This is a genomic window from Stenotrophomonas sp. FW305-C-20-S1, from assembly GCF_058783335.1.
On sequence record NZ_JBYTEK010000003.1, the window covers coordinates 126092 to 152534 of the forward strand.

Genomic DNA, 26443 nt, shown 5'->3' on the forward strand with positions numbered 1-26443 from the left:
ACCCTTGCCTGCCAGGCACAACTGTTTTGCGTGGACGCGCCTGTTGCGCGCGCAGCGCCATCCCCATCCTTGCCGGCAATCCCCCGCAAGAGAGTGCCGCCATGTTGTTCACCCCCCACCGCCTGGGCGCGCTGACGCTGCCCAACCGTATCGTGATGCCACCGATGACCCGCTCGCGTGCGGCGGCCGGCAATGTCGCCACCGCGCAGATGGCCGAGTACTACGCCCAGCGCGCTGGTGCCGGGCTGATCGTCAGCGAAGGCACCCAGATCAGCCCGCAGGGCCAGGGCTATGCCTGGACCCCGGGCATCCACAGCGACGAACAGGTGCAGGGCTGGCGCAGGGTCACCGATGCCGTGCACGCGGCGGGTGGGCGCATCTACGCCCAGCTCTGGCATGTCGGCCGTGTCTCCCATGTGGCCCTGCAACCGGACGGTGCGGCGCCGGTCTCTTCCTCGGCACTGCTGGCCGACGGGGTGAAGGTCTTCGTCGACCCGACCGGCGCCGGTCCGGAATCCGGCGTGGGCGAAATGATCCAGCACTCGATGCCGCGCGCGCTGGGTGAGGACGAGATTCCGGGCATCGTGGCCGACTATGCGCAGGCCACCCGCAATGCACTGGCTGCCGGATTCGATGGCGTCGAGCTGCACGGCGCGAACGGCTATCTGATCAACCAGTTCATCGACTCGCAGGCCAACCAGCGTACCGACGGCTATGGCGGCGCGCTGCGCAATCGCCTGCGCTTCCTGCGCGAGGTGGTGCAGGCGGTGGTCGATGTTGCTGGCGGCGAGCGTGTCGGCGTGCGTCTGGCGCCGCTGACCACGCTGCAGGGGGCGGTGGATGACACGCCGCAGGCGACCTATCTGGCTGCCGCACACCTGCTGGGCGAGCTGGATGTGGGTTACCTGCACATCGCCGAGGCCGACTGGGAGGATGCCCCGTTGATGCCCGTCGCGTTCAAGCAGGCGCTGCGGATGATCTATCCGGGCACGTTGATCTACGCCGGCAAGTACTCCGCCGAGCGTGCCGCGCAGGCGCTGGAGGAAGGCTGGGCGGACCTGATCGGCTTCGGTCGACCGTTCATCGCCAATCCCGATCTGCCCGAGCGCCTGCGCAGCGGCGCGGTGTTGAATTCGCCCGATCGCGCGACGTACTTCGGTGGTGGCGCGGCGGGATTCACCGACTATCCGGTGCTGGAAGAGGAAGTCGAGGCCTGAAGCAGCGTCCGCCGGGCATGGCCCGGCGCTACCGATGACGGCGGATGGGTGCCGGCCACTGGCCGGCACTGCCGATCAGGGCTTGTCGCGCACCAGTGCGTCGGCCTCGACCACGCCACCATCCTTGCCATGCAGGTACAGGTGCATGTCCTGCTGCGGATACGGGATGTTGATGCCGGCCTTGTCGTAGCCCAGCTTGATCTGTTCGAGCAGGGTGACCTTGGTGCCAAAGTGATCGGCCGACTTCACATAGCAGCGGATGCCCAGATTGATCGCGTGCGCACCCAGCTCGTACACCACCACGTCCGGTGCCGGCGTCTGCAGCACGCGCGGGTCGGCCTTCATCAGGGCCAGTGCGGTATCACGCGCCAACTGGATGTTGTCTTCGTAACCGATGCCCACCACCAGCTCGACGCGGCGGGTGGGCTCTGCGGTGAGGTTGATGATCGGTGCGGCGGTGATCAGCGTGTTCGGAATGGTGGTGTGCTGGTTGTCCGCGCCGGTGATCACGGTCTGGAAAATGCGTACCTCGCGTACCGTGCCGGTCTGCCCGGCGATGGTCACCACATCACCCACGCGGAACGGACGCAGGGTCACCAGCATCACGCCCGAAGCAATGTTCGACAGCGAATCCTTCAGCGCCAGGCCAACGGCGAGGCCGGCGGTACCGAGCACGGCCAGCAGCGGAGTGATCTGCACGCCCAGCGTACCGATGGCCAGGATCACCACGATCACCAGCGAAGCCGCGTAGACCACGTTGCGCAGGAAGCTGCCCAGCATCGGGTCCACGCCCATGCGCGAGGTGGCGCGCGGCATGGCATTGGACAGCCGTCGTGCCAGCCACATGCCGACCAGCAGCACCACGATCGCGGCCAGCAACGGCACGCCGTAGGTCTCCAGCAGGCGTTCCCAGTCGAGTGAGCGGGACCAGGAGGTCGTGGCGGGGGAGGGTGGGGCAGCGGCGATCATGCGGACTCCTTTGCAACGGGAACAGGTGCGACGGGAACATGGCGTACGCGGACGCCAGAAACAGCAAGCCCCGCAGAGGCGGGGCTTGCGTGCAGCTTCAGTATGGGCAGGCGTCGATGAAAGCGACGTCAGCCATCACACGTCAACAGGTCAACCCTTGGCCTTCAACTTGGCCAAGCGCAACCAGGTATCGACCACGGTATCCGGATTCAACGACACCGACTCGATGCCTTCCTGCATCAGCCATTCGGCCAGATCCGGATGATCGGACGGGCCCTGGCCGCAGATGCCGACGTACTTGCCCTTGGCACGTGCCGACTTGATCGCCATCGACAGCAACTTCTTCACCGCCGGGTTCCGCTCATCGAACAAGTGCGCCACGATCGACGAATCGCGGTCCAGGCCGAGGGTCAGCTGGGTCAGGTCGTTGGACCCGATCGAGAAGCCGTCGAAGATCTCCAGGAACTCATCGGCGAGCAGTGCGTTGGACGGCACTTCGCACATCATGATGATCTTCAGGCCGTTCTCGCCCTGCTTCAGGCCGTTCTGGGCCAGCACCTCGACGACCTTGCGGCCTTCTTCCAGGGTGCGCACGAACGGGATCATGACCCACAGGTTGTCCAGGCCCATCTCGTTGCGCACGCGCAGCACGGCCTTGCACTCCAGCGCGAACGCGGCCGAGAAGCTCGGATCGACGTAACGGCTGGCGCCGCGGAAGCCGATCATCGGGTTCTCTTCGTGCGGCTCGTAGTTGCTGCCGCCGATCAGGTTGGCGTACTCGTTGGACTTGAAGTCCGACAGGCGCACGATCACCGGGTTCGGCGCGACCGAAGCGGTCAGGGTGGCGATGCCTTCGGCCAGACGGTCCACGTAGAAGCCGACCGGGTCGGAATAACCGGCGATCTTCTCGTCGATCTTCTTCTTCGTCGCCGCATCCTGGCGGTCGTATTCCAGCAGCGCGTTGGGGTGGATGCCGATGTGGCTGGCGATGATCATTTCCAGGCGCGCCAGGCCGATGCCCGCGTTCGGCAGCTGGCCGAAATCGAAGGCACGTTCCGGGTTGGCCACGTTCATCATGATCTTCAACGGTGCCGGCGGCATGTTGCCCAGATCGGTGGTGGTGCGCTCGAAGCCGAGCTTGCCTTCGTAGATGAAGCCGGTATCGCCTTCAGCGCAGCTGACGGTGACCAGCTGGCCATCCTCGATGACCTTGGTGGCGTTGCCCGAACCGACCACGGCCGGCACGCCCAGCTCGCGCGCGATGATCGCCGCGTGGCAGGTACGGCCGCCGCGGTTGGTGACGATCGCCGAGGCACGCTTCATCACCGGCTCCCAATCGGGATCGGTCATGTCGGCGATCAGCACGTCGCCCGGCTGTACGCGGTTCATGTCTTCCAGCGTCTTCACCACACGCGCCACGCCGGCACCGATCTTGGCGCCCACGGCACGGCCTTCGGCGAGAACGTTGCCGCCCTTCTCGGTCAGCGCGAAACGCTCGATCTGGGTGGCATGGCTGCGCGACTTCACGGTCTCCGGGCGCGCCTGCACGATGAACAGCTTGCCGCTGACACCGTCCTTGGCCCACTCGATGTCCATCGGGCGGCCGTAGTGCTTTTCGATGGTCAGCGCCTGGCGCGACAGTTCGGCCACGTCTTCATCGTTGATCGAGAAGGTGGTGCGCAGTTCGGCCGGGGTGTCCTCGATCCTGACGCGCTCGCCGGGGACATCCGAGTACACCATGCGGATCGCCTTGCTGCCGAGCGAGCGGCGCAGGATCGCCGGCTTGCCGGCCTGCAGGGTGGGCTTGTAGACGTAGAACTCGTCGGGGTTGACCGCGCCCTGCACGACCATTTCGCCCAGGCCGAACGAGGAGGTGACGAACACCACGTCGCGGAAGCCGGATTCGGTGTCCAGGGTGAACAGCACGCCGGACGCGCCCACGCCCGAACGCACCATCAGCTGCACGCCTGCGGACAGGAACACGTCCTCGTGCTTGAAGCCGTGGTGCACGCGGTAGGCGATGGCACGGTCGTTGTACAGCGAGGCGAACACTTCCTTGACCTTGTGCACGACGTCGTCGGCACCGGTGACGTTGAGGAAGGTTTCCTGCTGGCCGGCGAAGGACGCGTCGGGCAGGTCTTCGGCGGTGGCCGAGGAACGCACGGCCACGGCCACGTCGCCGCCGCCGTTGTCGGCGCTCAGCTTGGCGTAGGCGGTGCGGATGTCCTGGTCCAGCTGCGGCTGCAGCGGTGCATCGATCACCCAGCCGCGGATTTCCTTGCCGGCTGCGGTCAGCGCGTTGACGTCCTCGACGTCCAGCGTGGCCAGCTTGTCGAAGATGCGCTTGGACAGGTCGTTGTGCGCGATGAAGTCCTTGAAGGCTTCAGACGTGGTCGCGTAGCCCCCCGGAACGGAGACGCCCAGACCGGCAAGGTTGCCGATCATCTCGCCCAGCGAGGAATTCTTGCCGCCTACGCGGGCCAGGTCGGCCAGACGCAGTTCGTGCAACCACAGGATGTTCTCGTTCAAGCGCGATGCTCCGTTTGGCCATCGCCCGAGGCGGGCTTTGATGGCCGCGTCCGTAGGAAGAAGCCGATATGATGCCGGGCAGACCACCGTCGGCACAAGCTTGTGTTGGCGGCCCTTTTAGGCTTCGTAGGGGGTAAATGCGCGCATGTCGACCATCCGTCCGGTGTTCTACGTTTCCGATGGAACCGGTATCACCGCTGAAACCATTGGGCATAGCCTGTTGACCCAGTTCTCCGGGTTCAGCTTCATTACCGACCGGATGTCATTTGTCGATGACCCCGAAAAAGCCCGCGAAGCCTGTGCCCGGATCCAGGCGGCGGGGGAGCGCTACCAGGTCCGGCCGATCGTGGTGAACTCCTGCGTGGACCAGAGCCTGAGCCTGATCCTGGCCGAAAGCGGGGCGCTGATGCTGGATGTGTTCGCCCCGTTCATCGAGCCGCTGGAGCGCGAACTGTCCAGCTCGCGCCTGAACCGGGTCGGCCAGGCCCACGGCATGGTCGACTTCGACACCTACCACCGGCGCATCAACGCGATGAACTTCGCGCTGACCCACGACGATGGCATCGCGGTGAACTACGACGACGCCGACGTGATCCTTGTGGCGGTGTCGCGGGCGGGCAAGACGCCTACCTGCATCTACCTGGCCCTGCATTACGGGGTGCGCGCGGCCAACTACCCGTTGACCGACGAGGATCTGGAGAGCGACCGCCTGCCGCCCCGCCTGCGCAACTACCGGCGCAAGCTGTTCGGCCTGACCATCGACCCGGACCGCCTGCAGCAGATCCGCCAGGAGCGCCGGCCCAATTCGCGCTACGCCAACCTGGACACCTGCAAGCGCGAGGTGGCTGCGGCGGAGGTCATGTTCCAGATGGAACGCATCCCGACCCTCAGCACCACCCATACCTCGATCGAGGAGATCTCCAGCAAGGTGCTCGGCACGCTGGGGCTGCAGCGCGAGCTCTATTGACGGGGGCGCCACGACCAACGGTCGTGGCCCACCTGCGCGGTTGACGGGGCGCTACGAGCCACAGTCGTGGCCCACCTGCGCGGTTGACAGGTGCGCTACGACCCACGGTCGTGGCCTACCTGCGCGGTGGGTATCGACCGTTGGTCGATACAGGACCCCTTTGGCCGGGGCCGATCAGTCCCCACGTTGAAGGGCCAACGTGTAGGATCAACCCATGGCCCGAGCATTGCCCCGTACCGAGCGCATTCCCCGCCTGAGCCGGCTGAGCTGGCTCATGGGGCTGTACGCAGAGAACTACCGTCACCTGGTGCGCCTGTTCGCGCCGGCCGAGCTGGTGGCGGGAAGCTATGTCTCTTCGGTGGGCGATGGCCTGGACGTGCGCCTGGACGTGATCGAGTGCCACCGCTACACGGTCGAGCTGCGCCTGACCTATGACCTGGCCGACCCGGTGACCGGTGAACCGGACCCATCGGCCTTCGTCCGCCTGTACCGGGACGCGCGCCAGGCCGAGACCACCCACTGCTACGTCGGCCGCCGCTGGCAGGACACGATGGGCCTGTACCCACCGCCGGCCGAGCTGATCAGCCATCGCATGCGGATGAACACCTTCCTCGGCAAATGGCTGGAATACCTGGCCGAACGCGGCCATGGCGTGGCCACCCTGCGCCGTGATCCAGACGGCAACACCGTGGGTGCCGGCGACCGTCGCCTGTCGCTGGTGCGTTGATCGGCCATAATCCACGGCTGACCCGCCGCCGGACCCGCACATGCCGTATACCCCGATCGTCGCCACCCTGGGCTATGTGCTCTCGCCCGATCGCCGCCAGGTGCTGATGATCCACCGCAATACCCGGCCGGGCGACCACCACCTGGGCAAGTACAACGGCCTGGGCGGCAAGGTCGAGCCGACCGAGGACGTTGCCGCCGGCATGCGCCGCGAAATCGCCGAGGAAGCCGGTATCGACTGCACGGCCATGCGCCTGCGCGGCACCATCAGCTGGCCGGGTTTCGGCAAGCACGGTGAAGACTGGTTCGGTTTCGTGTTCGTCATCGACAGCTTCGAGGGTGCCCCGCACGGGGGCAATCACGAGGGCACCCTGGAGTGGGTGGACGTGGACAAGCTCGACCAGCTGCCGATGTGGGAGGGCGACCGCAACTTCCTGCCGCTGGTGTTCGATGCCGATCCGCGGCCGTTCCACGGAGTGATGCCATACCGGGATGGACGCATGCAGAGCTGGTCCTTCAGCCGGCTTTGAGGCATTCCGGGGGCCGCTGCGCTCGCCGGACATGGTCCGGCGCTACCATCCGGCGCAGCCTCGGTAGCGCCGGGCCATGCCCGGCGGGGAGAGCTTCAGCGCCGGCGCGCCAGCAGCAGGTGGAAGTGCTTTTCCCGCTGCTGGCCGTCATTGCCGGCCGTGCATTCGCGATGCGAGCGCCATGCCGTGACGGTGAAGCCGGACACCCGCAGCGCCAGCTCCACTGCGTCCAGCTCATGCAGCTCAAAGTCGGCGGCAAAGGGCAGGCTGCGCATGAATCCGGCATCGCCGAAGGCCAGGCATAGCCGGCCGCCGCGATGCAGCACCCGTGCCAGTTCATCCAGTGCCGGGGCCAGGTTCGGCCAGAAGTACAGGGTGTTGACCGCCAGCGCAGCATCGACGCTGGCATCAGCCAGGGGCAGGGCATGGGCATCACCCTCGCGCAGCGCGGCACGGCCAGCCAGGCCGCTGGCGGCAAGGTGCTGGTTGCCGGCGTCGACCATGGCACTGGACAGCTCGACACCCACGTAGCGACTGCCACTGGCCTGCAGCAGCAGCGGCGCAAAGGCGGCGTTGCCTGGACCGATTTCCAGCACCTGCTCTCCGGCAGCGACGGCCAGCAATGCGATAGCCGCCTGGTTGAGGGCGCCGTTGCTGCGGTTCATCGATTCGCCCACGGCCAGCGCGGCCTCGCCATGGGGCTGCCGCAACTGCGCGGCCAGGGTGCGTGCATCCAGCATCAACATCGTCCGTCGGTAAGGAGTCGGACGTGGCGGCGGCGGGTCCGCCGCAGACCATAGCGCTGGCGGATCGGCTTGGGAAGTAGGGAAACCCCGGCTTGTGGTGATGAGGAAATGTCCAGCGTCGCAGTCGGTGAGAACCAGTTGTCCACAGGGGGTGTGGATTACGCGTGGGCAACTTTGTGGATAAGCGCTGACAGGCGCCACCCCGCTAGGCTGTCAAGATGGGTGGCGAAAAATTCACCGCCGGTGAGGATCGGTGAGTGACGGGTGAAGGACAGGGGCAGCCCACGCTGTTGCCGGTGGCGGCGCTCGCGGTACCCTGTGGGCCTTGATGCCCCGTGAGACTTCATGAAACGTCACTTCTCGATGCTGCGCGAGTTCCATCTGGCGGACTGGTTCACCCTCGCCAACGCTTTCTGCGGCACCGGCGCGGTGTTTGCCGCAATGCGTTTCCTGCAGGATGGCGAGCGCGGCTACCTGCTGTTCGGCATGGCGCTGATCCCGCTGGCTTTCATTTTCGACGCATTGGACGGCCGCATCGCGCGCTGGCGCAAATCCAGTTCGACCCTGGGCCGCGAGCTCGACTCGCTGTCGGACGTCATTTCCTTCGGGGTCGCGCCCGCAGCGCTGGCCTATGCCTGTGGCATGCAGGGGGGCTGGGACTGGCTGGTGCTGAGCTACTTCGTCTGCTGCGGCGTCAGCCGCTTGGCCCGTTACAACGTAACCGCCGAGGCGATGAGCGGTGACGAAGGCAAGGTGAAGTACTTCGAGGGGACGCCGATTCCCACCAGCTTGGCGCTGGTGATCGTGCTGGCGATCGCCGCCGGCACCGATGCCATCGGCCACGACCTGTGGCTGGGCCAGTGGCAGATTGGCCCTTGGCAGCTGCATCCGTTGGTGCTGCTGTTCGCGTTGTCCGGGTCGCTGATGATCAGCAAGACCCTGCGCATTCCCAAGCCATGACCCAGCCCTGCGGAGGAGCGCGATGACCAGCTCGGCCAACGACGCCGGCAGCAGCGATTTCGAAAATCTGGCCCGCCAGTACTTCGGCGCTTGGGGTGATGCCTTGCGCCATGCAGCCGTGCCGGGAACCCCGGCTGGCGACGACCCGGGCAGCTGGAAGCGCCTGTTCGACTGGTGGGGCCAACTGCTGCCCGGGACCGGTGCTGCCGCGCCCGAAGAGGCAGTGCGGCGGTTCCGCGAGCAGGCTGGCAGCTGGTACGGCACCATGCAGGAAGTCGCTGCACGCTTTGCCGGCCGCGATGCCAGCAGTGCCGAGGTCGCCCAGGCCTGGCGTGAAGCGGTGAAGGGGCAGGGCGACGGCATGCTGCAGTGGATGCTGCAGGGGGCCCGCGGCAGCACCCATGTGGACGCTGCTCCGCCCGAGTTCACGGCGTGGTTCCAGCAGTTGCAGACGCTGGCTGGCCCTTGGCTGCAGAGCCCGGCGTTCGGGCCCGGCCGCGAGCACCAGGCGCGGTGGCAGGCTCTGCTGCGCGCGCAGGAGGAATACCAGCAGCATTCGCAGGCCTATGTCGAGCAGATCAAGCAGGCACTGGAAGAGGCGTTCGACCTGTTCGAACAGCGCCTGGCCGAACACGAGCAGCCCGGCAGCCAGCTGACCAGCGCCCGGGCGATGTTCGATCTGTGGATTGAAGTCGCCGAGGAGGCCTACGCCAAGGTCGCCATGTCCGAGCCGTTCCAGCAGGTGTATGCCTCGCTGGGCAACGCACAGATGCGCCTGCGCGCAGGCCTGCAGCGCGAGGTTGAACAGATGAGTGAACGTATCGGCCTGCCTACCCGCAGCGAGATGGATGCCGCTCACCGTCGCATTGCCGAGCTCGAGCGCAGCCTGCGCCGGGTGCAGGCACAGGTGGCGGTGCTTGCCGGTACCGATGCCGTCGATCCGGTTGCCCAGCCAGCGCCTGCCAGGGTCAAGCCCGTCGCGCGCAAGCCTGCAGCGAAGAAGGCTGCAGCGAAGAAGCCTGCTGCGAAGAAAGCGCCAGCGAAGAAGGTCACCACCCGCGCGACCACGCGGAAGTCGTAAGCCATGAAAGGACCGCTGGGCTTCAATGCCGATGACCTGATGCAGGAGACCCTGGCCATGCAGCGCAAGCTGATGGAGGGGTTGAAGCTGCTGCCGCAGGTGGAGGATGTCGACTATGGCGCCACCGCCCGCGAGGAAGTCTGGCGCGATGGCAAAGTGGTGCTGTATCGCTTCGTCGGCGAAAACGCGCCGGTGCGTCGCACACCGCTGCTGATCGTGTACGCACTGGTCAACCGCCCGTACATGGTGGACCTGCAGGCCGATCGGTCGCTGGTGCAGAAGCTGCTGGCATTGGGCCAGGACGTCTATGTGCTGGACTGGGGTTATCCGGACCGTTCCGAACGCTACCAGACGCTTGAGGACTATCTGCTGCGCTACATCGATGGCGCGGTGGATGCGCTGCGCGCACGCAGTGGAGGCCCGGTCGACATGCTGGGCATCTGCCAGGGCGGCGTGTTCGCCCTGTGCTACGCCGCACTGCGGCGGCAGAAGCTGGGCAACCTGATCACCATGGTCACCCCGGTCGACTTCCAGACCGCCGACAACATGTTGTCGCACTGGGCCCAGCAGGTGGATGTGGATCTGCTGGTGGATACGCTGGGCAACATCCCGGCCGATCTGATGAATGCCAGCTACCTGATGCTCAAGCCATTCCGCCTGAACGTGCAGAAGTACGTGGGCCTGCTCGACATCCTCGATGACAAGGCCGCGCTGGAGGATTTCCTGCGCATGGAAAAGTGGATCTTTGACTCGCCGGACCTCGCGGGTGAAGCCTTCCGCGAGTTCATCAAGCAGTTCTACCAGGGCAACGGCCTGGTCAATGGCACCGTACGCATCGGCGAAGAGGCGGTGGATCTGTCGCAGGTGACCCTGCCGGTGCTGAACATCTACGCCGAACAGGATCACCTGGTGCCACCGGATGCATCACGCGCGATGCGTGGCCGGCTGGGCACGCAGGACTACACCGAATCCAGTTTCCGCGGTGGGCATATCGGCATCTACGTCTCCGGCCGCGCACAGCGCGAAGTGCCGGCGACCATCGACAACTGGCTGAAGGAACGCACGCCATGAAACATTCCCCTCTGCTCGCGCTTGCTCTGGCCCTTGCGCCCGGCGTCGCCAGCGCTGCGCCGAGCGCCGATGCGCGCCGCGAGATCGCGCAGTTGATCGGAAGCCTGGATGGCTCCCAGTGCCAGTTCCAGCGCAATGGCAGCTGGTACGGTCCCGCCGATGCGCGTTCCCACCTGCAGCGCAAGTACGACTACCTGCTGAAGAAAGACATGGTCGACACCGCCGAGCAGTTCATCGAGCGTGCCGCGAGTCAGAGCAGCATGAGTGGCAAGGCGTATCGGATCCGCTGCCCCGGCCAGCCCGAACAGACCTCCGCGGTGTGGTTCGGCGCCCGCCTGCAGGCCTTGCGCCAACGCACGCCGTAGACATTGCAGGCGCTACAGTGGCAACAGCCAGTCAGCCGGGAGACCTCGCCATGAACGCTGTGCCGCGCACCCTGTCGCGCTCGCTGAACGACCGCATGATTGCCGGGGTGATGGGCGGCATCGCCCATCGTTTCGGCTGGAACCCGACCCTGGTACGGGTGCTGTACGTGGTGGTCTCGCTGGCGTCGGCCGCCTTCCCCGGCATCCTGGTCTACCTGCTGCTGTGGCTGCTGATCCCCAACGAGGCGGATTGAACACCGCGTCCCGGCCCTGGCCGATCTGGCTGCGCGCGCTGCAGGTGCTGGGCGCGCTGTGGACCGTGCCCAATACCCTGATCGGCCTGCTTGGCGGTCTGGCCGGGTTGCTGGGTGGTGCGAAGATGCGCTGGAGTGGTCGTGATTGCGCGGTGGTTTTCGATCACTGGCCCTGGGGCCCGGGCGGAGCGATCACCCTGGGCAACGTGATCCTGCACACCGGCCACGATCTGGGCATGTGCTGCCGTACTTACGCGCATCAGGCGGGGTGGGGCGTGGAGCCGTTGATCCGGCTGGATGACCATGAGCGTGCGCACGTGTACCAGTATCTGGTGCTGGGGCCGCTGTACCTGCCGGTGTATCTGCTGTGTGGTGGTGTCAGTGCGCGCAATCCGTTCGAGCGTGCGGCCGATCATTACGCGCGGTTCGGGCACGGCTGGTGGCCGTAGATTCCAGCCAACGGCGCAGCCCCTCGTGGGTGGGGCGCGAAATGCGATTCATGTGATTGGGCCGGGCGGGTGGGTTGCGCAGGGGCCGCTGCAAGTACGTCCCTGTAAGCTCGGTCGCCGCATCCATGCGGCTCACGCCCCTGCGCAACCCACCGGCCCGGCCCCTGACAGTTTCCGGGCGCGTCCAGCCACGGAGAAGAAAAAGAACAGCAACAGCGGGTCGCGCGCTGCGCTTGCTCGTATAGAGCCGAGCATGGGCTCGGCTCTACAGGAAACGGCCGGCCAGGCCGCTTTTGCTTTTGATCTTCTTTTTCTTTTCCGTGGGTGGCAGACCGCAGAAATCTGTCAGAGGGCGGTCGGGTTGGGTTCGCGGGGGTGTCCGCGGCATGGATGCCGCGGCCAAGCCTCCAGGGACGGATTCACGGCGTCCCCCGCGAACCCAACCCCGCCGACCCACCTGCGGCTTTTGCATTCCGCGACCAACCACACCTACCCACGAGGGGCTGCGCCGTTGGCTGAAACCCCCGTATTCGTTAGCCGGAAGTTAAAGATCCGTAAGCATTCTGCTGCTATCCCGCAGTCATCTGCATGCAACCGATCGTCATTAGTCTTCGTGACGTTCCAGTCAGCTTGGTCGCGGTAAGCTCTATCCCGATGAGCCAACAAGTACCGCTCATCGTGTGCAGTACGCAGTAGCAATTTGGAGGAAGACATCACATGGCAATCGTTCTTTATGTCGGTGGTAGCAAGGATGGCGAGAAGGGCGTGGTGCCCTACGGCTTCAGCAAATCCCGCGCCGACACCGCGCTGGGGCCGGAGTTCTACACGGAGCGGTTCATGGAACTGCAGGGTGTCGGCAAGGTCCGCCTGATGGCGCTGGAGAGCCTGCGTGACGACATCGTCATGCAGCGTGCCGCCCGCCACTACCGCTGACCTTCGCAGTACGCGGCAGGACGCGCTCCACCATCGCGCGTCCGCGCCGGCATCCCAGCCCCGGGGCCAGTCCGAGCCCCTTTTGCGAGGATGCCGGCGTCCCATCTGGACCCACCGCCTGAACCGCCGCTCTGTCAACGCCTTGTCCCTGCCGCCCGCGCATTGCAAGAATGGGCCTTTCCCGCAATGCGGCCCAGGCCGGAAACAATGCACGACGCCAAGCACGCCCAGCGCCAGCTCGCCCAGCAGATCGCCCAGACCATCGCCGATGAAATCGGTGCCCAGACCGCCCAGGTCAGCGCCGCTGTCGGCCTGCTCGATGAAGGCGCCAGCGTTCCGTTCATCGCCCGCTACCGCAAGGAAGTCACCGGCGGCCTGGACGACACCCAGCTACGCAATCTGGAAACCCGCCTGACCTACCTGCGCGAACTGGAAGACCGCCGTGCGGCGGTGCTGGCCAGCATCGGTGAGCAGGGCAAGCTCAGCGATGAGCTGCGCAACGAGATCCTCGCCGCAGACACCAAGAGCCGGTTGGAAGATCTGTACCTGCCGTACAAGCCCAAGCGTCGCACCCGCGCGCAGATCGCCCGCGAAGCAGGACTGGAGCCGTTGGCCGACGGCTTGTTGGGCGACCCGACACAGGACCCGCAGGTCTTTGCCGCCACGTTCGTGGATGCCGACAAGGGCGTAGCCGACACCAAGGCCGCGCTGGAAGGGGCCCGCGCGATCCTGATGGAGCGCTGGGGCGAGGACGCCACGCTGGTTGGCGAGCTGCGCAGCTGGTTGAGCGAGCAGGGCGTGATCCGTGCCCGCGTTGCCGAGGGCAAGGAAACCGAGGGCGCCAAGTACCGCGATTATTTCGAGCACGCCGAGTCGTTGGCGAAGATTCCCTCGCACCGGTTGTTGGCGTTGTTCCGTGCGCGCCGCGAGGAGATCCTGTTCCTGGAGCTGGACCCAGGCAAGGATGCCGAGGCCGGACATCAGTACGCCGAAGGGCGCGTGGCGCACAACGCCGGTATCCGCGATGCGGGGCGCCCCGCTGATCGCTGGCTGCTGGACGCCTGCCGCCTGACCTGGCGGGCCAAGCTGCACATGCACCTGCTGCTGGACCTGTTCAACCAGGCCCGTGAGAAAGCCGAAGCCGAAGCCATCGCGGTGTTCGGTGACAACCTCAAGGACCTGCTGCTGGCCGCACCGGCCGGCCCGAAAAGCGTGCTGGGCCTGGACCCGGGCATCCGCACCGGCTGCAAGATTGCCGTGGTCGACGCCACGGGCAAGCTGGTCGCCACCGACACCATCTACCCGCACGAGCCCCGCCGGCAGTGGGAGCAGTCGCTGCAGACGATCAAGCAGCTGTGTGCCAAGCACAACGTGCAGCTGATCGCGATCGGCAACGGCACCGCCAGCCGCGAGACCGACAAGCTGGCCGGTGAAGCCATCAAGGCGCTGGGTGACAACGCGCCGCAGAAGATCGTGGTCAGTGAAGCCGGGGCGTCGGTGTATTCGGCGTCGGAAACGGCGGCCAGGGAATTCCCGGACCTGGACGTGTCGATCCGTGGTGCGGTATCGATCGCGCGTCGCCTGCAGGACCCGCTTGCCGAACTGGTGAAGATCGAGCCGAAGGCGATCGGCGTGGGGCAGTACCAGCACGACGTGGATCAGTACCGCCTGGCGCGTGCGCTGGATGCGCGCGTGGAGGACTGCGTGAATGCCGTTGGCGTGTACGTCAACACAGCGTCGGCTGCACTGCTGTCGCGCGTTTCGGGCCTGTCGTCGACGGTAGCTGAGAACATCGTGCGCCACCGCGATGACAACGGTCCGTTCAAGCGTCGCAAGGACCTGCTGAAGGTGTCGCGCCTGGGCGAGAAGACGTTCGAGCAATGCGCAGGTTTCCTGCGTATCGCCGATGGCGATGAGCCGCTGGATGCATCGTCGGTGCACCCGGAAGCCTATCCAGTGGTCGAGCGCATCGTCGCCAGCACCGCGCGCCCGATCAAGGCGCTGATCGGCGACGGCAGTTTCCTGCGCGGCTTGAAGGCCGAGCAGTTCACCGATGAGACATTCGGTGTGCCGACGGTGCGCGACATCCTCAAGGAACTGGAAAAGCCGGGCCGTGATCCGCGCCCGGAATTCAAGGCGGCCCGTTTCGCCGAAGGCGTCGAGGACATCAAGGACCTGCGCGAGGGCATGGTGCTGGAAGGCGTGGTCAGCAACGTGGCCGCGTTCGGTGCGTTCGTCGATATCGGCGTGCACCAGGACGGCCTGATCCACATCTCGGCGCTGTCTGATACCTACGTGAAGGATCCGCGTGACGTGGTCAAGGCCGGCGACATCGTCAAGGTGAAGGTGCTGGAGGTGGACGTGCCGCGCAAGCGCATCGCCCTGACCCGTCGTCTGGACGACACGCCCGGCCAGGCTACCAGCCGCCCGGGCAGCCGTGACGAACGCAGCCAGGGGCAGGCGCCGCGCCGCGACGCCGGCAACCCCGGGCAGGGACGTGGCCAAGGGCGCAACCCGGGCAATGGCGGACGCCCGGCACAGGCCGCGCCGCCAGCCAACAATGCCCTGGCCGAGGCGTTCGCCCGGGCCAAGCGCAGCTGAGTCCGCCGTCCCCCTCCCGGCGCGATCCGGGCGGGGGACTTGTCGATGTTCCCCGGCAATGCGCACACTTGCGCCGGAAGGGGCGCCTGGGCCCCTGCTGTCGCTGGGGAGGCCATGCCGTCAGCACCATCCGCCCTGTTCCGTGACCGCTGTGGCTCGCCACGGCCTGCGGGCAGCTGCGTCGGCAGGGGAGGCGGCTGATGGCCGATCAGGGCAACAGCGGCAACGCACTGCTGGAGCGCCGGCTGCAGGAACTGGCCGAAGAGCGCCGCCGCCTGGCGATGATCATCGAGGGCACCGCGGCCGGCACCTGGGAATGGAACGTCCAGAGCGGGCAGATGCGGGTCAACGAACGGTGGGCCGAGATCGTCGGCTACCGGTTGGACGAACTTGAACCGATCTGCCAGAAGACCTTCATCGCGCTGGTCCATCCGGATGATCTGGCGCTGTCCGATGCGGCTCTGCAGGACCACTTCGATGGCCGCACCGACCACTATGTCTGCCTGTTGCGGATGCGCCACAGGAATGGCGAATGGATCTGGATCCACGATCGCGGACGGGTATTCGAATGGGACGGGCAGGGCAGGCCACTGTGGATGGCCGGCGCCCATGCCGACGTCACCGAACTGCAGCAGGCGCGCCAGGACGCGGCCGAAATGCGGCAGCGCCTGCAGGCGATGGTGGATGCTTCAGACGAAGTCGCGGTGATCGCGACCGACACCGATGGCATCATCACCATTTTCAATACCGGCGCGCAGCGCCTGCTAGGCTACACCGCCGCTGAAGTAGTGGGTGAGCGCCGCCTGGATGCCTTCCACGACCCGGTTGAACTGCAGGCGTGGCTGCGACCGCTGGCGACCGCCGATGGACAGGTTCCGGGTGTGTTCGAGGCACTCAGTGCACGTGCCGAGGGCCAGACGTATTCGCGGCAGTGGACACTGCTGCGCAAGGACGGTCAGCGTCGCCAGGTACGCCTGTCAATCAGCCGCATGGATGGCGCCAATGGCGAGCGCATCGGCTATGTCGGCATGGCCATCGACATCACCGAGATCCTGCAGGCGCGCGCCGAGGCTCGTCTTGCGGCGGAAAAATTCGCCGGTGCGTTTACGTCGGCGGCACTGGGCATGGCGCTGGTGTCGCTGGAAGGGCGCTGGCTGGATGTCAACGATGCGCTGTGCCGCATTCTCGGCTACACGCGCGAGGAACTGCTGCAGGTCGATTTCCAGCGGTTGACCCATCCGGCCGATCTGCAGACCGACCTGGCCCTGGTGCAGGACCTGCTGGCGGGGCGACGCACGCACTATCACCTTGAAAAGCGTTACCTGGGCCGTGAGGGCAACACCATCTGGGCACGGCTGTCGGTATCGCTGGTACGCAATGAGCGCGGTGAACCGTTGCATTTCGTGTCGCAGATCCAGGATGTCAGCGCCCAGCGCAGCAGCGAGCAGCGCCTGTTCGAAAGCGAGCAGCGCAGCCGCATCACCCTGGATGCGGTTGCCGACCTGGTACTCAGCGTGGCCCTGGATGGCCACATCGAATATGCCAACGCGGCCGCCGTGCGAATGCTTGCCGGCGATGGAGCGCTGTCGCTGGCCGGGCATCTCGTGCAGGACGTGCTGTCGTTGACCACCGAATACGCACCGCAATCGCAGCTCGACGTCAGCGTGCTGCTGGATCCGGAAAGCAACGCCGTGGATCTGCATGCCGATCTGCTGCTGCAGATGGGCACCGCCGTGGTGCCGGTTGACCTGACCCGGGCCTGGCTTCGCGACGACGAGGGCCAGGTGCGTGGTGCGGTGTGGGTCCTGCGCGATGACACCCAGCAGCGCGCACGCGAGCGCGAGGCACGGCACCTGGCGGAGATGGACCCGCTGACCGAACTGGGTAATCGCCGCGGCTTCGAAGTGCATCTGCAGCAGGCGATCACCCGGGTCGAGCGGACCGGGCAGGCGGCGTCACTGATGTACATCGATCTGGACCGGTTCAAGCCGGTCAACGATACCTTTGGTCATCTGGCCGGCGACGCCGTGCTGTGGGCCGTGGCCAGCGTATTGCGCCATGGTGTACGCGACTCGGATGTGGTGGCCCGCCTGGGCGGTGACGAATTCGCGGTAATCCTGTCCGGGTGCAGCCCGCGGCGAGCGGCGCGCATCGGCGGCGAGTTGCTGCATACCCTGGCCAACCTGTCCATTCCGTGGGACCAGCACCAGCTGCGGATCGGCGCCAGCATCGGCATCGCACCGCTTGCCGCCGGCATGAGCGTGGACCAGGCCGTCGCCGCCGCCGATGCCCAGTGCTACCGGGCCAAGGCGATGGGTCGCAACAATGTGCAGGTGCAGGGCGAAACCGGCGAACTGCCCGGTAGCTCGCCGGCGGACGGCGGCGACCTCAGCGACGGCTGATCTCAGCCTGTGAGAGGGGCGCGGCGAATACTGCGCCAACGCCCCACCTTGACAGGAAAACAACATGACGTCCTGGAACCTGAGTGCAGTCCGTGCTTATGCGCCGGCCGTTGTCGGCTGGTCCCTGGCTCTCTCCGGCTGGCTCCGGCTGGAGCAGCTGCGCAACGACCAGCAGGCCCGGATGCTGGTCCCCGTGGTGCAGTGGGGCGTGGCGCTGATGCTGCTGGTCACGCTGGGCTGCATCGTCGCTGCCAGCGTGATGATCTGGCGCGCTGCGCGTCGCGATGCGCGGCAACGTGGGTAGCGGATCTGCTGCGTTGATCAGGTGCGGGCCTCAGCGCAGCACCTCTTCGGCATCCACCAGCTGCACGTCGTGCATCATGTTGAGGTAGGCCTCGTAGTAGCCTTTGTGCGAAGCGCCAACGATGGCCAGCAGGCGCGTTCCCGGGCGCTGGCCCAGCACTTCGCGGATGTTGGCGACCATGCGCAGGTTGCGGGTTTCCCAGTAGCCTACATAGTTGCGGCCAAAGCCCTGGGGTGAGGGTTCGACCAGCGCAGCACCGAAGTCGGCCTGGTAGGCCTGCAGGCCGACGCCGGGGCGGTTGTAGGCGCGATACAGGTCCAGCACGCCATCCAGCTTGCCGATGTTGGCATACAGCGGCTCGTCGGCGTCCCGCCGTGCGTTTGCGTGCGGATTGTCCCAGGCCGACATGATCGCTTCGCGTGCTGCTTTCTCGTCCTTGGGCGGGGTTGGCGAATCGGCGGTGTGGTCGTCCACTGCCCACAGGCGCTCCAGTCCCAGCCGGGCAGCGAGGACTGCGGCCACCAGATTGGTTTCATTGCGACGGGTCAGGCTTTTGTCGAGAATCTCGACCAGCGCAGCATCCAGCCCGTCGCCGGCGACGCGCTCCTGCACAGGCAGGCGCAGCCATTGCACCTGCGCCGATCCGCGCTCGCCAGCGGCCAGGAACACCGCGGCCAAGTGTCGACGCTGCGCGGCTGTCGGGCTTGCCGGCCAAGCCGACAGCAGGCGTCCCATTTCGGCGTTCGCGCTGGGCACGTCGAAGCCGGTGGCGACGCGGGCCGCGTCGGTGTCGAAGCAGTAGGTTTCGACGCTTTCGGCATAGCGGCTGGGATTGCGACGCATGAAGTCGCACTGCAGGCCGGACAGGTTTTCGGTGGCAATCGCCTCCGGGCGCCAACGTACCAGGCGCTGCAACAACGGCTCCAGCATGGCCGGCTCGAAGGTCTTTGGCAGTTCCGACAGATGTGCTGTCCCAAGCACCAGTACTTCGTTGTGGCGACCGGCGGGTGGCCCCTTCAGCTGGTCGGGATGGAAGCTGGGGCGGAAGCCCGCGTCGCTGGCCAATGCGCCGGCACTGCACAGGCTGAGGAATATGATGGCGTTCAAGCGTCGAAGCATGCTGCCTCCCAGGAAAAATCCATTCAGTGGGCGCATGCTGCCGGCAGCGCGCAGGCAAGGGATGTCCCGATGGTCATTGCAACCTTCTGCGTGCCTGCCGCATCCCCTTTCCGTCGGCGCTGGTCCAGAATGGTGGCTGGAAGACTTCCGGAAGCGCGTCATGGATGAAATCGCCACCATCGCAGCTGCAGGTGCCGTGCTGGGTGCACTGGCCGGCTGGATCGGGCCGGGGAGGTGGCGGTGGCAGCTGTTGCGGCTGGCACCGTTGCTGCTGGTGCCGTTCGCGCTGTACATCCTCGCCACCCGCAGCTGGATCCTGGGCGGAGGCGGGCCGCTGGCGGGGCCGTCCCTGCTGGTCGTCTGCGGCAGTCTGGGCTACCTGCCGGCGGTGCTGGCAACGATGCTGCTGCGCTGGGTTCTGCGGCGCGCTGCCGACTAGGGGCTGGCCCCCTAAAGTTGCTGGCCGTCGCGCCGTTACCTTCTCTGGAGCCCGCTGCAGGCTCCCGCCGCCGGACCCGAGGCTGCCTCCGATGGGCGGCCCCTGCCGTGTGCTCCGCCGCTGTTTGATGACGATCGCAGCTGCCGTACTGTTCCTGCCAGTCGCTCGAGTGACGCCTTCCGGCGTCTGCAGTCCCAGGCAATCGAAGTTGCCGCCGGGCATCCCGCCCGGCGGGTCGCAACCGCTACCCGGACACCGAGGATCAGACGATGCTTATTTCAGGCTCCATGGAAGGTGCTCAGGCGCCGGTCGAAGTGCTCTCCCGTTGGTCTCCCCTGCGCGCGCTGCAGGGAGTGTTGAGCAGGCAGCGCCGCGCCACGGAGGTGGCCGAGCAGCATCGGCGGCACGTCGAGCTTGAGGCCCAGGTTGCCGCATTGCACCGGGTGCAGGCGGTCATCGAGTTCGCCCTCGACGGCACCATCCTGCAGGCCAATGACAACTTCCTGCAGGCAGTGGGATATCGCCTGGATGAGATCCAGGGCAGGCATCATTCCCTGTTCGTCGATCCCGAGGACGCGCGCAGCACCGGATACCGCGACTTCTGGGCACGGCTGGGCCGCGGTGAGTTCGATGCAGGTCAGTACCGGCGCTTCGGCAAGGGCGGGCGCGAAATCTGGATCCAGGCCTCCTACAACCCGGTGCTTGACCAGCACGGTCGGCCGTACAAGGTGGTCAAGTTCGCCACCGACATCACCGCGCAGAAGCAGCAGGCAGCCGAATCGGCGGGGCAGCTGGCCGCCATCGACAAATCGCAGGCGGTCATCGAGTTCAGCATGGATGGCCGCATCCTGGCGGCCAATGCGAACTTCCTGGCCGCCACCGGCTATACGCTGGAAGAGGTGCGTGGCCAGCATCATTCGCTGTTCGTCGAGCCCGACTACCGGGCCAGTGTCGAGTATCGGCGGTTCTGGGAAAAACTCGGCTCCGGCGAGTACGACGCAGGCCAGTACCGGCGGCTGGGCAAAGGTGGTCGTGAAGTGTGGATCCAGGCGTCGTACAACCCGATCCTTGATGCCGGTGGCCGGCCGTTCAAGGTCGTCAAGTACGCCACCGACATCACCGCACAGGTGCATGAGAGCCAGGCCATGCAGCGCGCCGTAGCGCAGACGCGCGAAGTGGTGGCGTCGGCAAAGGAGGGCGACCTGACCCGGAGCATCGGCATGGCCGACAAGACGGGCCCGATCGCCGAGCTATGCGGTGGCGTCAACGCGCTGGTCGAGGCGATGGCGGCCATCATCGGTCAGATCAAGTTCGCCGCAGACACCATTGCGGTCGGTGCGAGCGAGATCGCCGAAGGCAACAACGACCTTTCCCAGCGTACCGAACAGCAGGCTGCCTCTCTGGAAGAAACCGCCGTGTCGATGAAGGGGCTGGCCGAGACCGTGCAGCGCACCGCGACCAACGCGCGCCAGGCCAGCCAACTGGCCGGCGGCGCCGCCGATGTGGCCGCACGGGGTGGCCAGGTGGTACATGACGTGGTCTCGACGATGGAGGTGATCAATGCTTCCTCGCGTCGCATCGTCGACATCATTGGTGTGATCGATGGCATTGCCTTCCAGACCAACATCCTGGCATTGAACGCGGCGGTGGAAGCGGCGCGTGCCGGTGAGCATGGTCGTGGTTTCGCCGTGGTTGCCACCGAGATCCGCGAGCTCTCGCATCGCTCGGCGGGTGCGGCAAAGGAAATCAAGCAGCTGATCGATGCGTCCGTTGCCAACGTCGGTGCCGGAACGGCGCAGGTCGAGAGCGCCGGCCGGACCATGGACGAGATCGTGGTCGACGTGCGGCGTGTCAGCGACCTGATGACCGAGATCAGTGCGGCTGCGCAACAGCAGAGCGATGACATCCAGCAGATGAACCACGCGGTGGATCTGATCGATCAGGGCACGCAGCAGAATGCAGCGCTGGTGGAAGAGGCCTCAGCGGCCGCGCGCAGCATGGAAGAGCAGTCTTCGCAGCTGCTGCAGACGGTGGCAGGGTTCCGTGTGCACGCGGGGGCAGGGCATGGCCATGGCGTGCATTCTCCAGCGCTGCGGGTGGTGTAGGGCGCCGGCGCGCGCTGGCTTATGGGGCGGCGCCGGCCGACCCGGCCAACGCAACGGTGGCTTGCTCTGGAACGGCAGTAAACTCCGGGCTCGCCCGTCACTGCTCAGTCACCGTGTCCCTATCGGCAGCGCGTGGTCGACGTTCTCGACGATTTAGCCAGGTACCTTGATGGCTGGGAAGGGCCTACCCAGGCATCGGACTGATTGATGAGTCCGCTCTGGCGGCCAAGGTGTGATCGCACTCGACCAAGCGGGCGTTGCTGACGGCTTGGCGCCCTCCGCATTGGGCACAAGCGAGCAGCGTACCGCCCGGTATGGATTGGAGGTCGGGGCCTGTCGAGTGGGTGACGTGCTGGCAACTGTTACACCGGACGCTGATGGCGATGACGCTTTGGATGTTCCCCTGCTGATCGCGCATCGGGTCGATGTTGAGAACGTAGAAAAGACCTGTGTCTGGCATGGCCGTGTACCGAAGAGTCAATGCATGCTGCAGGGTGGAGCGGGTTGATCTTGTGACGAGAGTGTAGATTCAGCAAGAGTCTTGGAGCTGAAGCGCTATGGATTCTGCCTAAACGGACAGGCTGAGGGCGCTGGTCGACCCTTGTGCAATCGCCGCTTGATCAAGCAGGACCGGTCAAAGCGCTGGACGCCCGAGCGTCAAACGTTCTTCTGCAGAAAGTCTGCGAATCTGGCCAGGCTGATAGCCTGCCGATTGGGGCACTTGGGGCAACTGAGAATTGCGCCACCGGGGAGATCGATCAGGCCTTCGTTGGGCCGCCCGGTGAACCGGCACGAGCATTCCAGACAACGACACACCACCTGGGTTACCTGCAGCAGACGGCCGCTGTCGTCTTCCTGCCCGAAAACATCGCTGAGGAGGAACAATCCGGTGTCGGCCATGCTCGAATCCTTAACGCCCGTTTTCCATGGAGCCGAAGTCTACAGCTTCCTTGATGCCGGAGTTTTGCGTTATACGCCGGCTCGCGATCGCGGCCAAGCCAAGCTTCGCATTAAACCATTTGGCCCGGTGGCGCATCCAAGGCGGAGCATGGACTCATGCCTTGCCCAACGGAAACTGCCAATGTCCAGGATCTGCCGTATCCGGTTTCTTGCCCTTCTCGCGGTGACTGCCCTTTGTGGTGCTCCTGCCGTCTCCGCGGAGACCATCGCGATCCCGTTCGAGCTGGGCAAGGACCATCGAATATATGCCGAAGGCACGATCAATCATTCGCGCCCCCTCCGTTTCCTGGTGGACACGGGGGCGGACGGTATGGCCGTGTCGGTCGCTACAAGCGAACTGGCTGGTATGAAAATCGACGATCAATCCGAGAACACCGGCGCGGACGGCACGACGTTGGTTGACTACAGTACGAACAACGCGGTTGCTCTCGGCGGTGCCAGCAGAACGTTGGGCGCCGCAGTAATCGACTACCAGAATCGGCCCTTCGATGCAGTTCTCGGCTGGAAATTCTTCGAGGGGAGCGTTGTCGAGATCGACTACGACAAGAAGACCCTGTTCGTGCATGGCACTTTGCCCAGCACGGCGGGATACACCAGGATGAACACGCGATGGATCGACAACATTCCCGCTGTCGAAGTGACGTTGCATGCGGAGAACGCATCACTCCAGGCGTGGCTCTCTTTGGATACCGGCAGCAACGGGACCATCGACCTGGGGTATTCCTACAGTTCCCGACACAACCTCCAGGATGTTCTTACGAAGAAGATCGGAACGTCACAGTTCAGTGGGAGCGCAGGCAGGAAGATCCGCGCGGTCGACGTTCGCGTTCCCTCGGCGGATATTCAGGGGATTCGTCTGGACCAGCCCAAGGTGTCTTTCACCATCGACGAAGACGGCTCCAGTGGCGATGGCACGATCGGAAGTGAAGTTCTTCGGAATTTCAACATCCTGCTGGACACCAAGACCGGCGACGTCTATCTGCGTCCCAACGGGAGGGCGGTGCTGCAGCAACTGCGGCGGTGACAGGACGATCGAGAGGGGAAGTGGGGAGGAGAATTGGCCGGAGTCGGCTGATTCACGACTCCATTACGCCATTCCTTCTGGAAGCCTCGCGTTGCAAGGCTTGTGGTGCCGGTGAAAGGACTCGAACCTTCATGGGGTCACCCCCGGCTGATTTTGAGTCAGCTGCGTATACCATTCCGCCACACCGGCAGCAGCGGGCTAGTGTACCCGAGCCGGGCGGGCGTTCATAGAGGCGCGGGCGAACGGGGCCGAAATGGCTTCAAATTGTCGGTATCGGCCGACTGCTGGCTATACTGGCAACGCTTAACAGGCACGGAGCGATAGCCTATGTCAGCGTTGCAGGACCTGCGGGTGCTGGTAGTGGAGAACGACGAGATGAGTGCGGCGCTGCTGCAGATGCAGCTGGTGCATTCCGGTGCTCTGGTCGTTGGTCCTGCCGCGTCCGTTGCCGAGGCACTGCGCCTGCTGGAAGAGGCCAGCCCTGACGTGGCCCTGCTGGATTACCGGTTGGCCCACAACGAGACCAGTGAACCGGTCGCTGCGGCGCTGGCCGCGCGCGGGGTGCCGTTCGTGCTCGCCACCGGGATGACCGCCGAACAACTGCCGGTCGCGATGCGATCGGGTGTGCTGTTGATCAAGCCCTATCTGTCGGCGGAACTGTCCAAGGCATTGGTCCGCGCAGTGGGACGTTCCAGCGCCAACGCCTGATCCGACTGCTCATGCGGCTTCTTCGTAGACATAACGGATCTCCTCGCGGTCGTCGAGGATGGCGTACTGCGCTGCCAGGTTGTCCGGGTCCGGGTTGAGCCATGCGTCCAGATGCTCGGCGCGGATCGGCAGTACGCCCCGGTCATGGCCGGCAGCGGCAACATCGATTGACGGTCCATCGGTGATGGTGGCGAACGACAACAGGCGTCCTTCCGGGCCCTCCCATTCCGCCCACAGGCAGGCCAGCAACAAGTCGCGCGGCGGATCAGGGCGGAACTCCAGCACCACGTCCTGTTCCTTCTCGTCGTTGTGCAGGGTGCGGCCGGCAATGGCGTGGCGAGGAACGTGCTCGTAGAAGGCCTGTACCACCACCACGCCGTGGCGCAGTCCGAAGGCCCCGCGCCAATAGCCTTCCAGGCTGTCCCGCCGCGCATTGTAGGTGCCGGGATAGAGGACATCGTTGCGCGCGGGCTTGTCCGGAAGCCGGCATTGATAGCGCATCGGCTTGATCACGCGCCGGCCATTCTCGCTGACCATCACCGGCGCGTAGGTGCCAGGAAAAATACGGTTGTCGCGTGGCAGCAGCTGTTCCCGGTGCAGGTCGTCCAGCCGTGCCTGCGCGCGGTCGATGCGGTTGCCGGCAACGCGCAGGTCATTGCGCGCTTTCTGCGTGGGACGGGTGGCCAGGGTTGCATTGGCGATGTCGCGACGCTCAAGCTGCCGCTCCAGCTCGGCCTGCAGCTGCTGCCGCTCCTGTGCATGCCATTGCTGGATCTTCGCCACGATGTCGCGGCCCAGTTCAGTGCGCGCACCGGCAAATCCGTCGTCCATCGCTTTCGGCGTTTTCGGTCGTTTCTTGCCGGGATCATGTGCATAGAGTTCGGCGAACTCCTCCAGGGAGAGGACGGCGCCGAACTCGCGTACCAGCTTGGCGTAGTCGGCGCGGATCAGGGCGGAATAGCACATGGGACTCTGCCGGAAGATGGGTCGCAGCGGCTGCGACGTGGATGCGGCAGGATAGCTCGACCTTCCAGGAGACGTTGCATGAATGATCCAGAGACGATCCAGTTCCGTCAGGCGGTGCCGACGGTTGAGGACTACTGCCAGCTGCGTGCGCTGGCCGGGCTCAGTGCAAAGACCCATGAGGCGGCGACGCGGGCATTGCCCAATACCGTTTTCGGTGTCTGTGCCTACCAGGGCAGCGAGCTGGTAGCGATGGGCCGGATCATCGGCGACGGTGGTTGCCACCTGCAGGTCTGCGATATCGCCGTGCTGCCGCGCCTGCAGGGGCAGGGTCTGGGCAAGGCGGTGATGCAGCGTCTGAGCGACTGGATGCAGGGCAACCTGCCGCCGTCGGCGTATGTGAGTCTGTTGGCCGATGGCGAGGCACATCGGCTGTATGCGCAGTTTGGCTTTGCGGCGACCGCGCCAGCCTCGATCGGCATGTATCGCCGGTTCTGAAACGCGGTCACCAGGGAATCGCAGGCAAAGAAAAACCCCGGCCGAAGCCGGGGTTTCAAAGATTGGCGTCCCCACGGGGATTCGAACCCCGGTCGCCACCGTGAAAGGGTGATGTCCTAGGCCTCTAGACGATGGGGACGCACGAAAAACTTTGAGTTGTAGAACTTTCGACGGCCTAATGCCGAAAGTGGTGGAGCCAAGCGGGATCGAACCGCTGACCTCCTGCATGCCATGCAGGCGCTCTCCCAGCTGAGCTATGGCCCCGTGTTACCGAGCCGCCTATCATACCTGCCTGTTCACATTTGTGGAAGCTTTTTTTGAAGCTTTTTCATCGAATCGTTCATTGCCACAAGGGCAGGAGCGTTCCGACGCCACAACCTGAATGCCGGTGGGCGGTGAACAAAAAAGACCCGGTTATCGGCCGGGTCCTCGTTGTTCATGATGAGTGGCGTCCCCACGGGGATTCGAACCCCGGTCGCCACCGTGAAAGGGTGATGTCCTAGGCCTCTAGACGATGGGGACG

At 65.4% G+C, this 26443-nt stretch carries 25 protein-coding genes and 4 tRNA genes; 19 read left to right on the forward strand and 10 right to left on the reverse strand.

The annotated features are described in order from the left end of the window. Positions 1–101: 101 nt before the first annotated feature. Positions 102–1217, forward strand: coding sequence for an alkene reductase (locus tag AC3WTC_RS03475; protein ID WP_492710597.1), 1116 nt, complete (start codon positions 102–104; stop codon positions 1215–1217). 75 nt (positions 1218–1292) lie between these two features. Here the strand turns inward: AC3WTC_RS03475 and AC3WTC_RS03480 are convergent, their stop codons facing one another. Continuing rightward, positions 1293–2186: a mechanosensitive ion channel family protein gene (locus AC3WTC_RS03480; protein ID WP_492710599.1), complete on the reverse strand. Its 894-nt coding sequence runs from the start codon at positions 2184–2186 to the stop codon at positions 1293–1295. Between the two features lie 150 nt (positions 2187–2336). Next, positions 2337–4715, reverse strand: coding sequence for a phosphoenolpyruvate synthase (ppsA, locus tag AC3WTC_RS03485; RefSeq protein WP_180830985.1), 2379 nt, complete (start codon positions 4713–4715; stop codon positions 2337–2339). A gap of 145 nt (positions 4716–4860) precedes the next feature. On the opposite strand from ppsA, the gene ppsR reads away from it, so the two are divergent. The 3 genes from ppsR to AC3WTC_RS03500 all read left to right on the forward strand — a co-directional run bounded on the left by ppsR (position 4861) and on the right by AC3WTC_RS03500 (position 6938). Further along, positions 4861–5682: a posphoenolpyruvate synthetase regulatory kinase/phosphorylase PpsR gene (gene ppsR / locus AC3WTC_RS03490; protein WP_025879262.1), complete on the forward strand. Its 822-nt coding sequence runs from the start codon at positions 4861–4863 to the stop codon at positions 5680–5682. 214 nt (positions 5683–5896) lie between these two features. Further along, the gene (locus AC3WTC_RS03495) at positions 5897–6409 is read left to right on the forward strand and encodes a DUF1249 domain-containing protein (protein WP_025879261.1); all 513 of its coding nucleotides are present in this window, start codon (positions 5897–5899) and stop codon (positions 6407–6409) included. Between the two features lie 40 nt (positions 6410–6449). Further along, the gene (locus tag AC3WTC_RS03500) at positions 6450–6938 is read left to right on the forward strand and encodes an NUDIX hydrolase (protein ID WP_093819148.1); all 489 of its coding nucleotides are present in this window, start codon (positions 6450–6452) and stop codon (positions 6936–6938) included. A 95-nt stretch (positions 6939–7033) separates the two neighbouring features. Here the strand turns inward: AC3WTC_RS03500 and AC3WTC_RS03505 are convergent, their stop codons facing one another. Then, positions 7034–7684, reverse strand: a complete 651-nt coding sequence (locus AC3WTC_RS03505) for a class I SAM-dependent methyltransferase (protein WP_492710602.1) — start codon at positions 7682–7684, stop codon at positions 7034–7036. 345 nt (positions 7685–8029) lie between these two features. Here AC3WTC_RS03505 and AC3WTC_RS03510 point away from each other — a divergent pair, with 345 nt between their 5' ends. From AC3WTC_RS03510 to AC3WTC_RS03555, 10 genes are all read left to right on the forward strand, one after another. Further along, complete coding sequence (locus AC3WTC_RS03510; protein ID WP_025879258.1) at positions 8030–8644, forward strand: CDP-alcohol phosphatidyltransferase family protein; 615 nt, start codon at positions 8030–8032, stop codon at positions 8642–8644. A gap of 22 nt (positions 8645–8666) precedes the next feature. Continuing rightward, positions 8667–9725 carry a class III poly(R)-hydroxyalkanoic acid synthase subunit PhaE gene (phaE, locus tag AC3WTC_RS03515; RefSeq protein ID WP_492710604.1) on the forward strand — a complete coding sequence of 353 codons (1059 nt, stop codon included), beginning with the start codon at positions 8667–8669 and terminating at the stop codon, positions 9723–9725. Positions 9726–9728: 3 nt separating this feature from the next. Continuing rightward, a complete protein-coding gene (locus tag AC3WTC_RS03520; protein ID WP_088100207.1) occupies positions 9729–10796 on the forward strand; it encodes a class III poly(R)-hydroxyalkanoic acid synthase subunit PhaC in 1068 nt (355 codons plus the stop codon). Then, positions 10793–11161 (forward strand): YfeK family protein, encoded by a 369-nt coding sequence (locus tag AC3WTC_RS03525; protein WP_059064467.1) that lies wholly within the window; start codon positions 10793–10795, stop codon positions 11159–11161. The genes AC3WTC_RS03520 and AC3WTC_RS03525 overlap by 4 nt, the downstream gene beginning before the upstream one ends. 50 nt (positions 11162–11211) lie before the next feature. Next, entirely contained in the window at positions 11212–11415 is a 204-nt protein-coding gene (locus AC3WTC_RS03530) for a PspC domain-containing protein (protein ID WP_025879254.1), read from the forward strand. Continuing rightward, positions 11412–11864, forward strand: a complete 453-nt coding sequence (locus AC3WTC_RS03535; RefSeq protein WP_025879253.1) for a hypothetical protein — start codon at positions 11412–11414, stop codon at positions 11862–11864. The genes AC3WTC_RS03530 and AC3WTC_RS03535 overlap by 4 nt, the downstream gene beginning before the upstream one ends. 717 nt (positions 11865–12581) lie before the next feature. Continuing rightward, on the forward strand, positions 12582–12797 hold the full coding sequence (locus AC3WTC_RS03540) for a hypothetical protein (RefSeq protein WP_025879252.1): 216 nt from the start codon (positions 12582–12584) through the stop codon (positions 12795–12797). Positions 12798–13004: 207 nt separating this feature from the next. Further along, positions 13005–15398: a Tex family protein gene (locus AC3WTC_RS03545; protein ID WP_280883874.1), complete on the forward strand. Its 2394-nt coding sequence runs from the start codon at positions 13005–13007 to the stop codon at positions 15396–15398. A gap of 200 nt (positions 15399–15598) precedes the next feature. Then, positions 15599–17800 carry a PAS domain S-box protein gene (locus tag AC3WTC_RS03550; RefSeq protein WP_025879249.1) on the forward strand — a complete coding sequence of 734 codons (2202 nt, stop codon included), beginning with the start codon at positions 15599–15601 and terminating at the stop codon, positions 17798–17800. A gap of 64 nt (positions 17801–17864) precedes the next feature. Beyond that, positions 17865–18104 carry a hypothetical protein gene (locus AC3WTC_RS03555; RefSeq protein WP_492710608.1) on the forward strand — a complete coding sequence of 80 codons (240 nt, stop codon included), beginning with the start codon at positions 17865–17867 and terminating at the stop codon, positions 18102–18104. Positions 18105–18134: 30 nt separating this feature from the next. Here AC3WTC_RS03555 and AC3WTC_RS03560 read toward each other — a convergent pair whose 3' ends face one another. Continuing rightward, the gene (locus tag AC3WTC_RS03560) at positions 18135–19223 is read right to left on the reverse strand and encodes a DUF5694 domain-containing protein (protein WP_492710610.1); all 1089 of its coding nucleotides are present in this window, start codon (positions 19221–19223) and stop codon (positions 18135–18137) included. Positions 19224–19383: 160 nt separating this feature from the next. Here AC3WTC_RS03560 and AC3WTC_RS03565 point away from each other — a divergent pair, with 160 nt between their 5' ends. Then, entirely contained in the window at positions 19384–19662 is a 279-nt protein-coding gene (locus tag AC3WTC_RS03565; protein ID WP_492710612.1) for a hypothetical protein, read from the forward strand. A 269-nt stretch (positions 19663–19931) separates the two neighbouring features. After that, the gene (locus AC3WTC_RS03570; RefSeq protein ID WP_492710614.1) at positions 19932–21767 is read left to right on the forward strand and encodes a methyl-accepting chemotaxis protein; all 1836 of its coding nucleotides are present in this window, start codon (positions 19932–19934) and stop codon (positions 21765–21767) included. A gap of 657 nt (positions 21768–22424) precedes the next feature. On the opposite strand, the gene AC3WTC_RS03575 is transcribed toward AC3WTC_RS03570, so the two are convergent. Beyond that, positions 22425–22667: a hypothetical protein gene (locus AC3WTC_RS03575; protein ID WP_032976177.1), complete on the reverse strand. Its 243-nt coding sequence runs from the start codon at positions 22665–22667 to the stop codon at positions 22425–22427. On the opposite strand from AC3WTC_RS03575, the gene AC3WTC_RS03580 reads away from it, so the two are divergent. Further along, entirely contained in the window at positions 22666–23751 is a 1086-nt protein-coding gene (locus tag AC3WTC_RS03580) for a retropepsin-like aspartic protease (RefSeq protein WP_492710616.1), read from the forward strand. The two genes, AC3WTC_RS03575 and AC3WTC_RS03580, sit on opposite strands and share 2 nt — an antisense overlap. Before the next feature lie 103 nt (positions 23752–23854). On the opposite strand, the gene AC3WTC_RS03585 is transcribed toward AC3WTC_RS03580, so the two are convergent. After that, positions 23855–23940: transfer RNA gene (locus tag AC3WTC_RS03585), tRNA-Leu, on the reverse strand. A 138-nt stretch (positions 23941–24078) separates the two neighbouring features. Here AC3WTC_RS03585 and AC3WTC_RS03590 point away from each other — a divergent pair. After that, positions 24079–24459 carry a response regulator gene (locus AC3WTC_RS03590; RefSeq protein WP_492710618.1) on the forward strand — a complete coding sequence of 127 codons (381 nt, stop codon included), beginning with the start codon at positions 24079–24081 and terminating at the stop codon, positions 24457–24459. 9 nt (positions 24460–24468) lie between these two features. On the opposite strand, the gene AC3WTC_RS03595 is transcribed toward AC3WTC_RS03590, so the two are convergent. After that, positions 24469–25425, reverse strand: coding sequence for an SOS response-associated peptidase family protein (locus tag AC3WTC_RS03595; RefSeq protein ID WP_170919579.1), 957 nt, complete (start codon positions 25423–25425; stop codon positions 24469–24471). A 78-nt stretch (positions 25426–25503) separates the two neighbouring features. Between AC3WTC_RS03595 and AC3WTC_RS03600 the strand changes: the two genes are divergently transcribed. Next, complete coding sequence (locus AC3WTC_RS03600; RefSeq protein ID WP_025879241.1) at positions 25504–25920, forward strand: GNAT family N-acetyltransferase; 417 nt, start codon at positions 25504–25506, stop codon at positions 25918–25920. A 63-nt stretch (positions 25921–25983) separates the two neighbouring features. Here the strand turns inward: AC3WTC_RS03600 and AC3WTC_RS03605 are convergent. The 3 genes from AC3WTC_RS03605 to AC3WTC_RS03615 form a co-directional block, all read right to left on the reverse strand. Beyond that, positions 25984–26059, reverse strand: a tRNA-Glu gene (locus tag AC3WTC_RS03605). A 49-nt stretch (positions 26060–26108) separates the two neighbouring features. Beyond that, positions 26109–26184: transfer RNA gene (locus tag AC3WTC_RS03610), tRNA-Ala, on the reverse strand. A gap of 182 nt (positions 26185–26366) precedes the next feature. Continuing rightward, positions 26367–26442 (reverse strand) — tRNA-Glu (locus AC3WTC_RS03615). Position 26443: the final 1 nt, after the last annotated feature.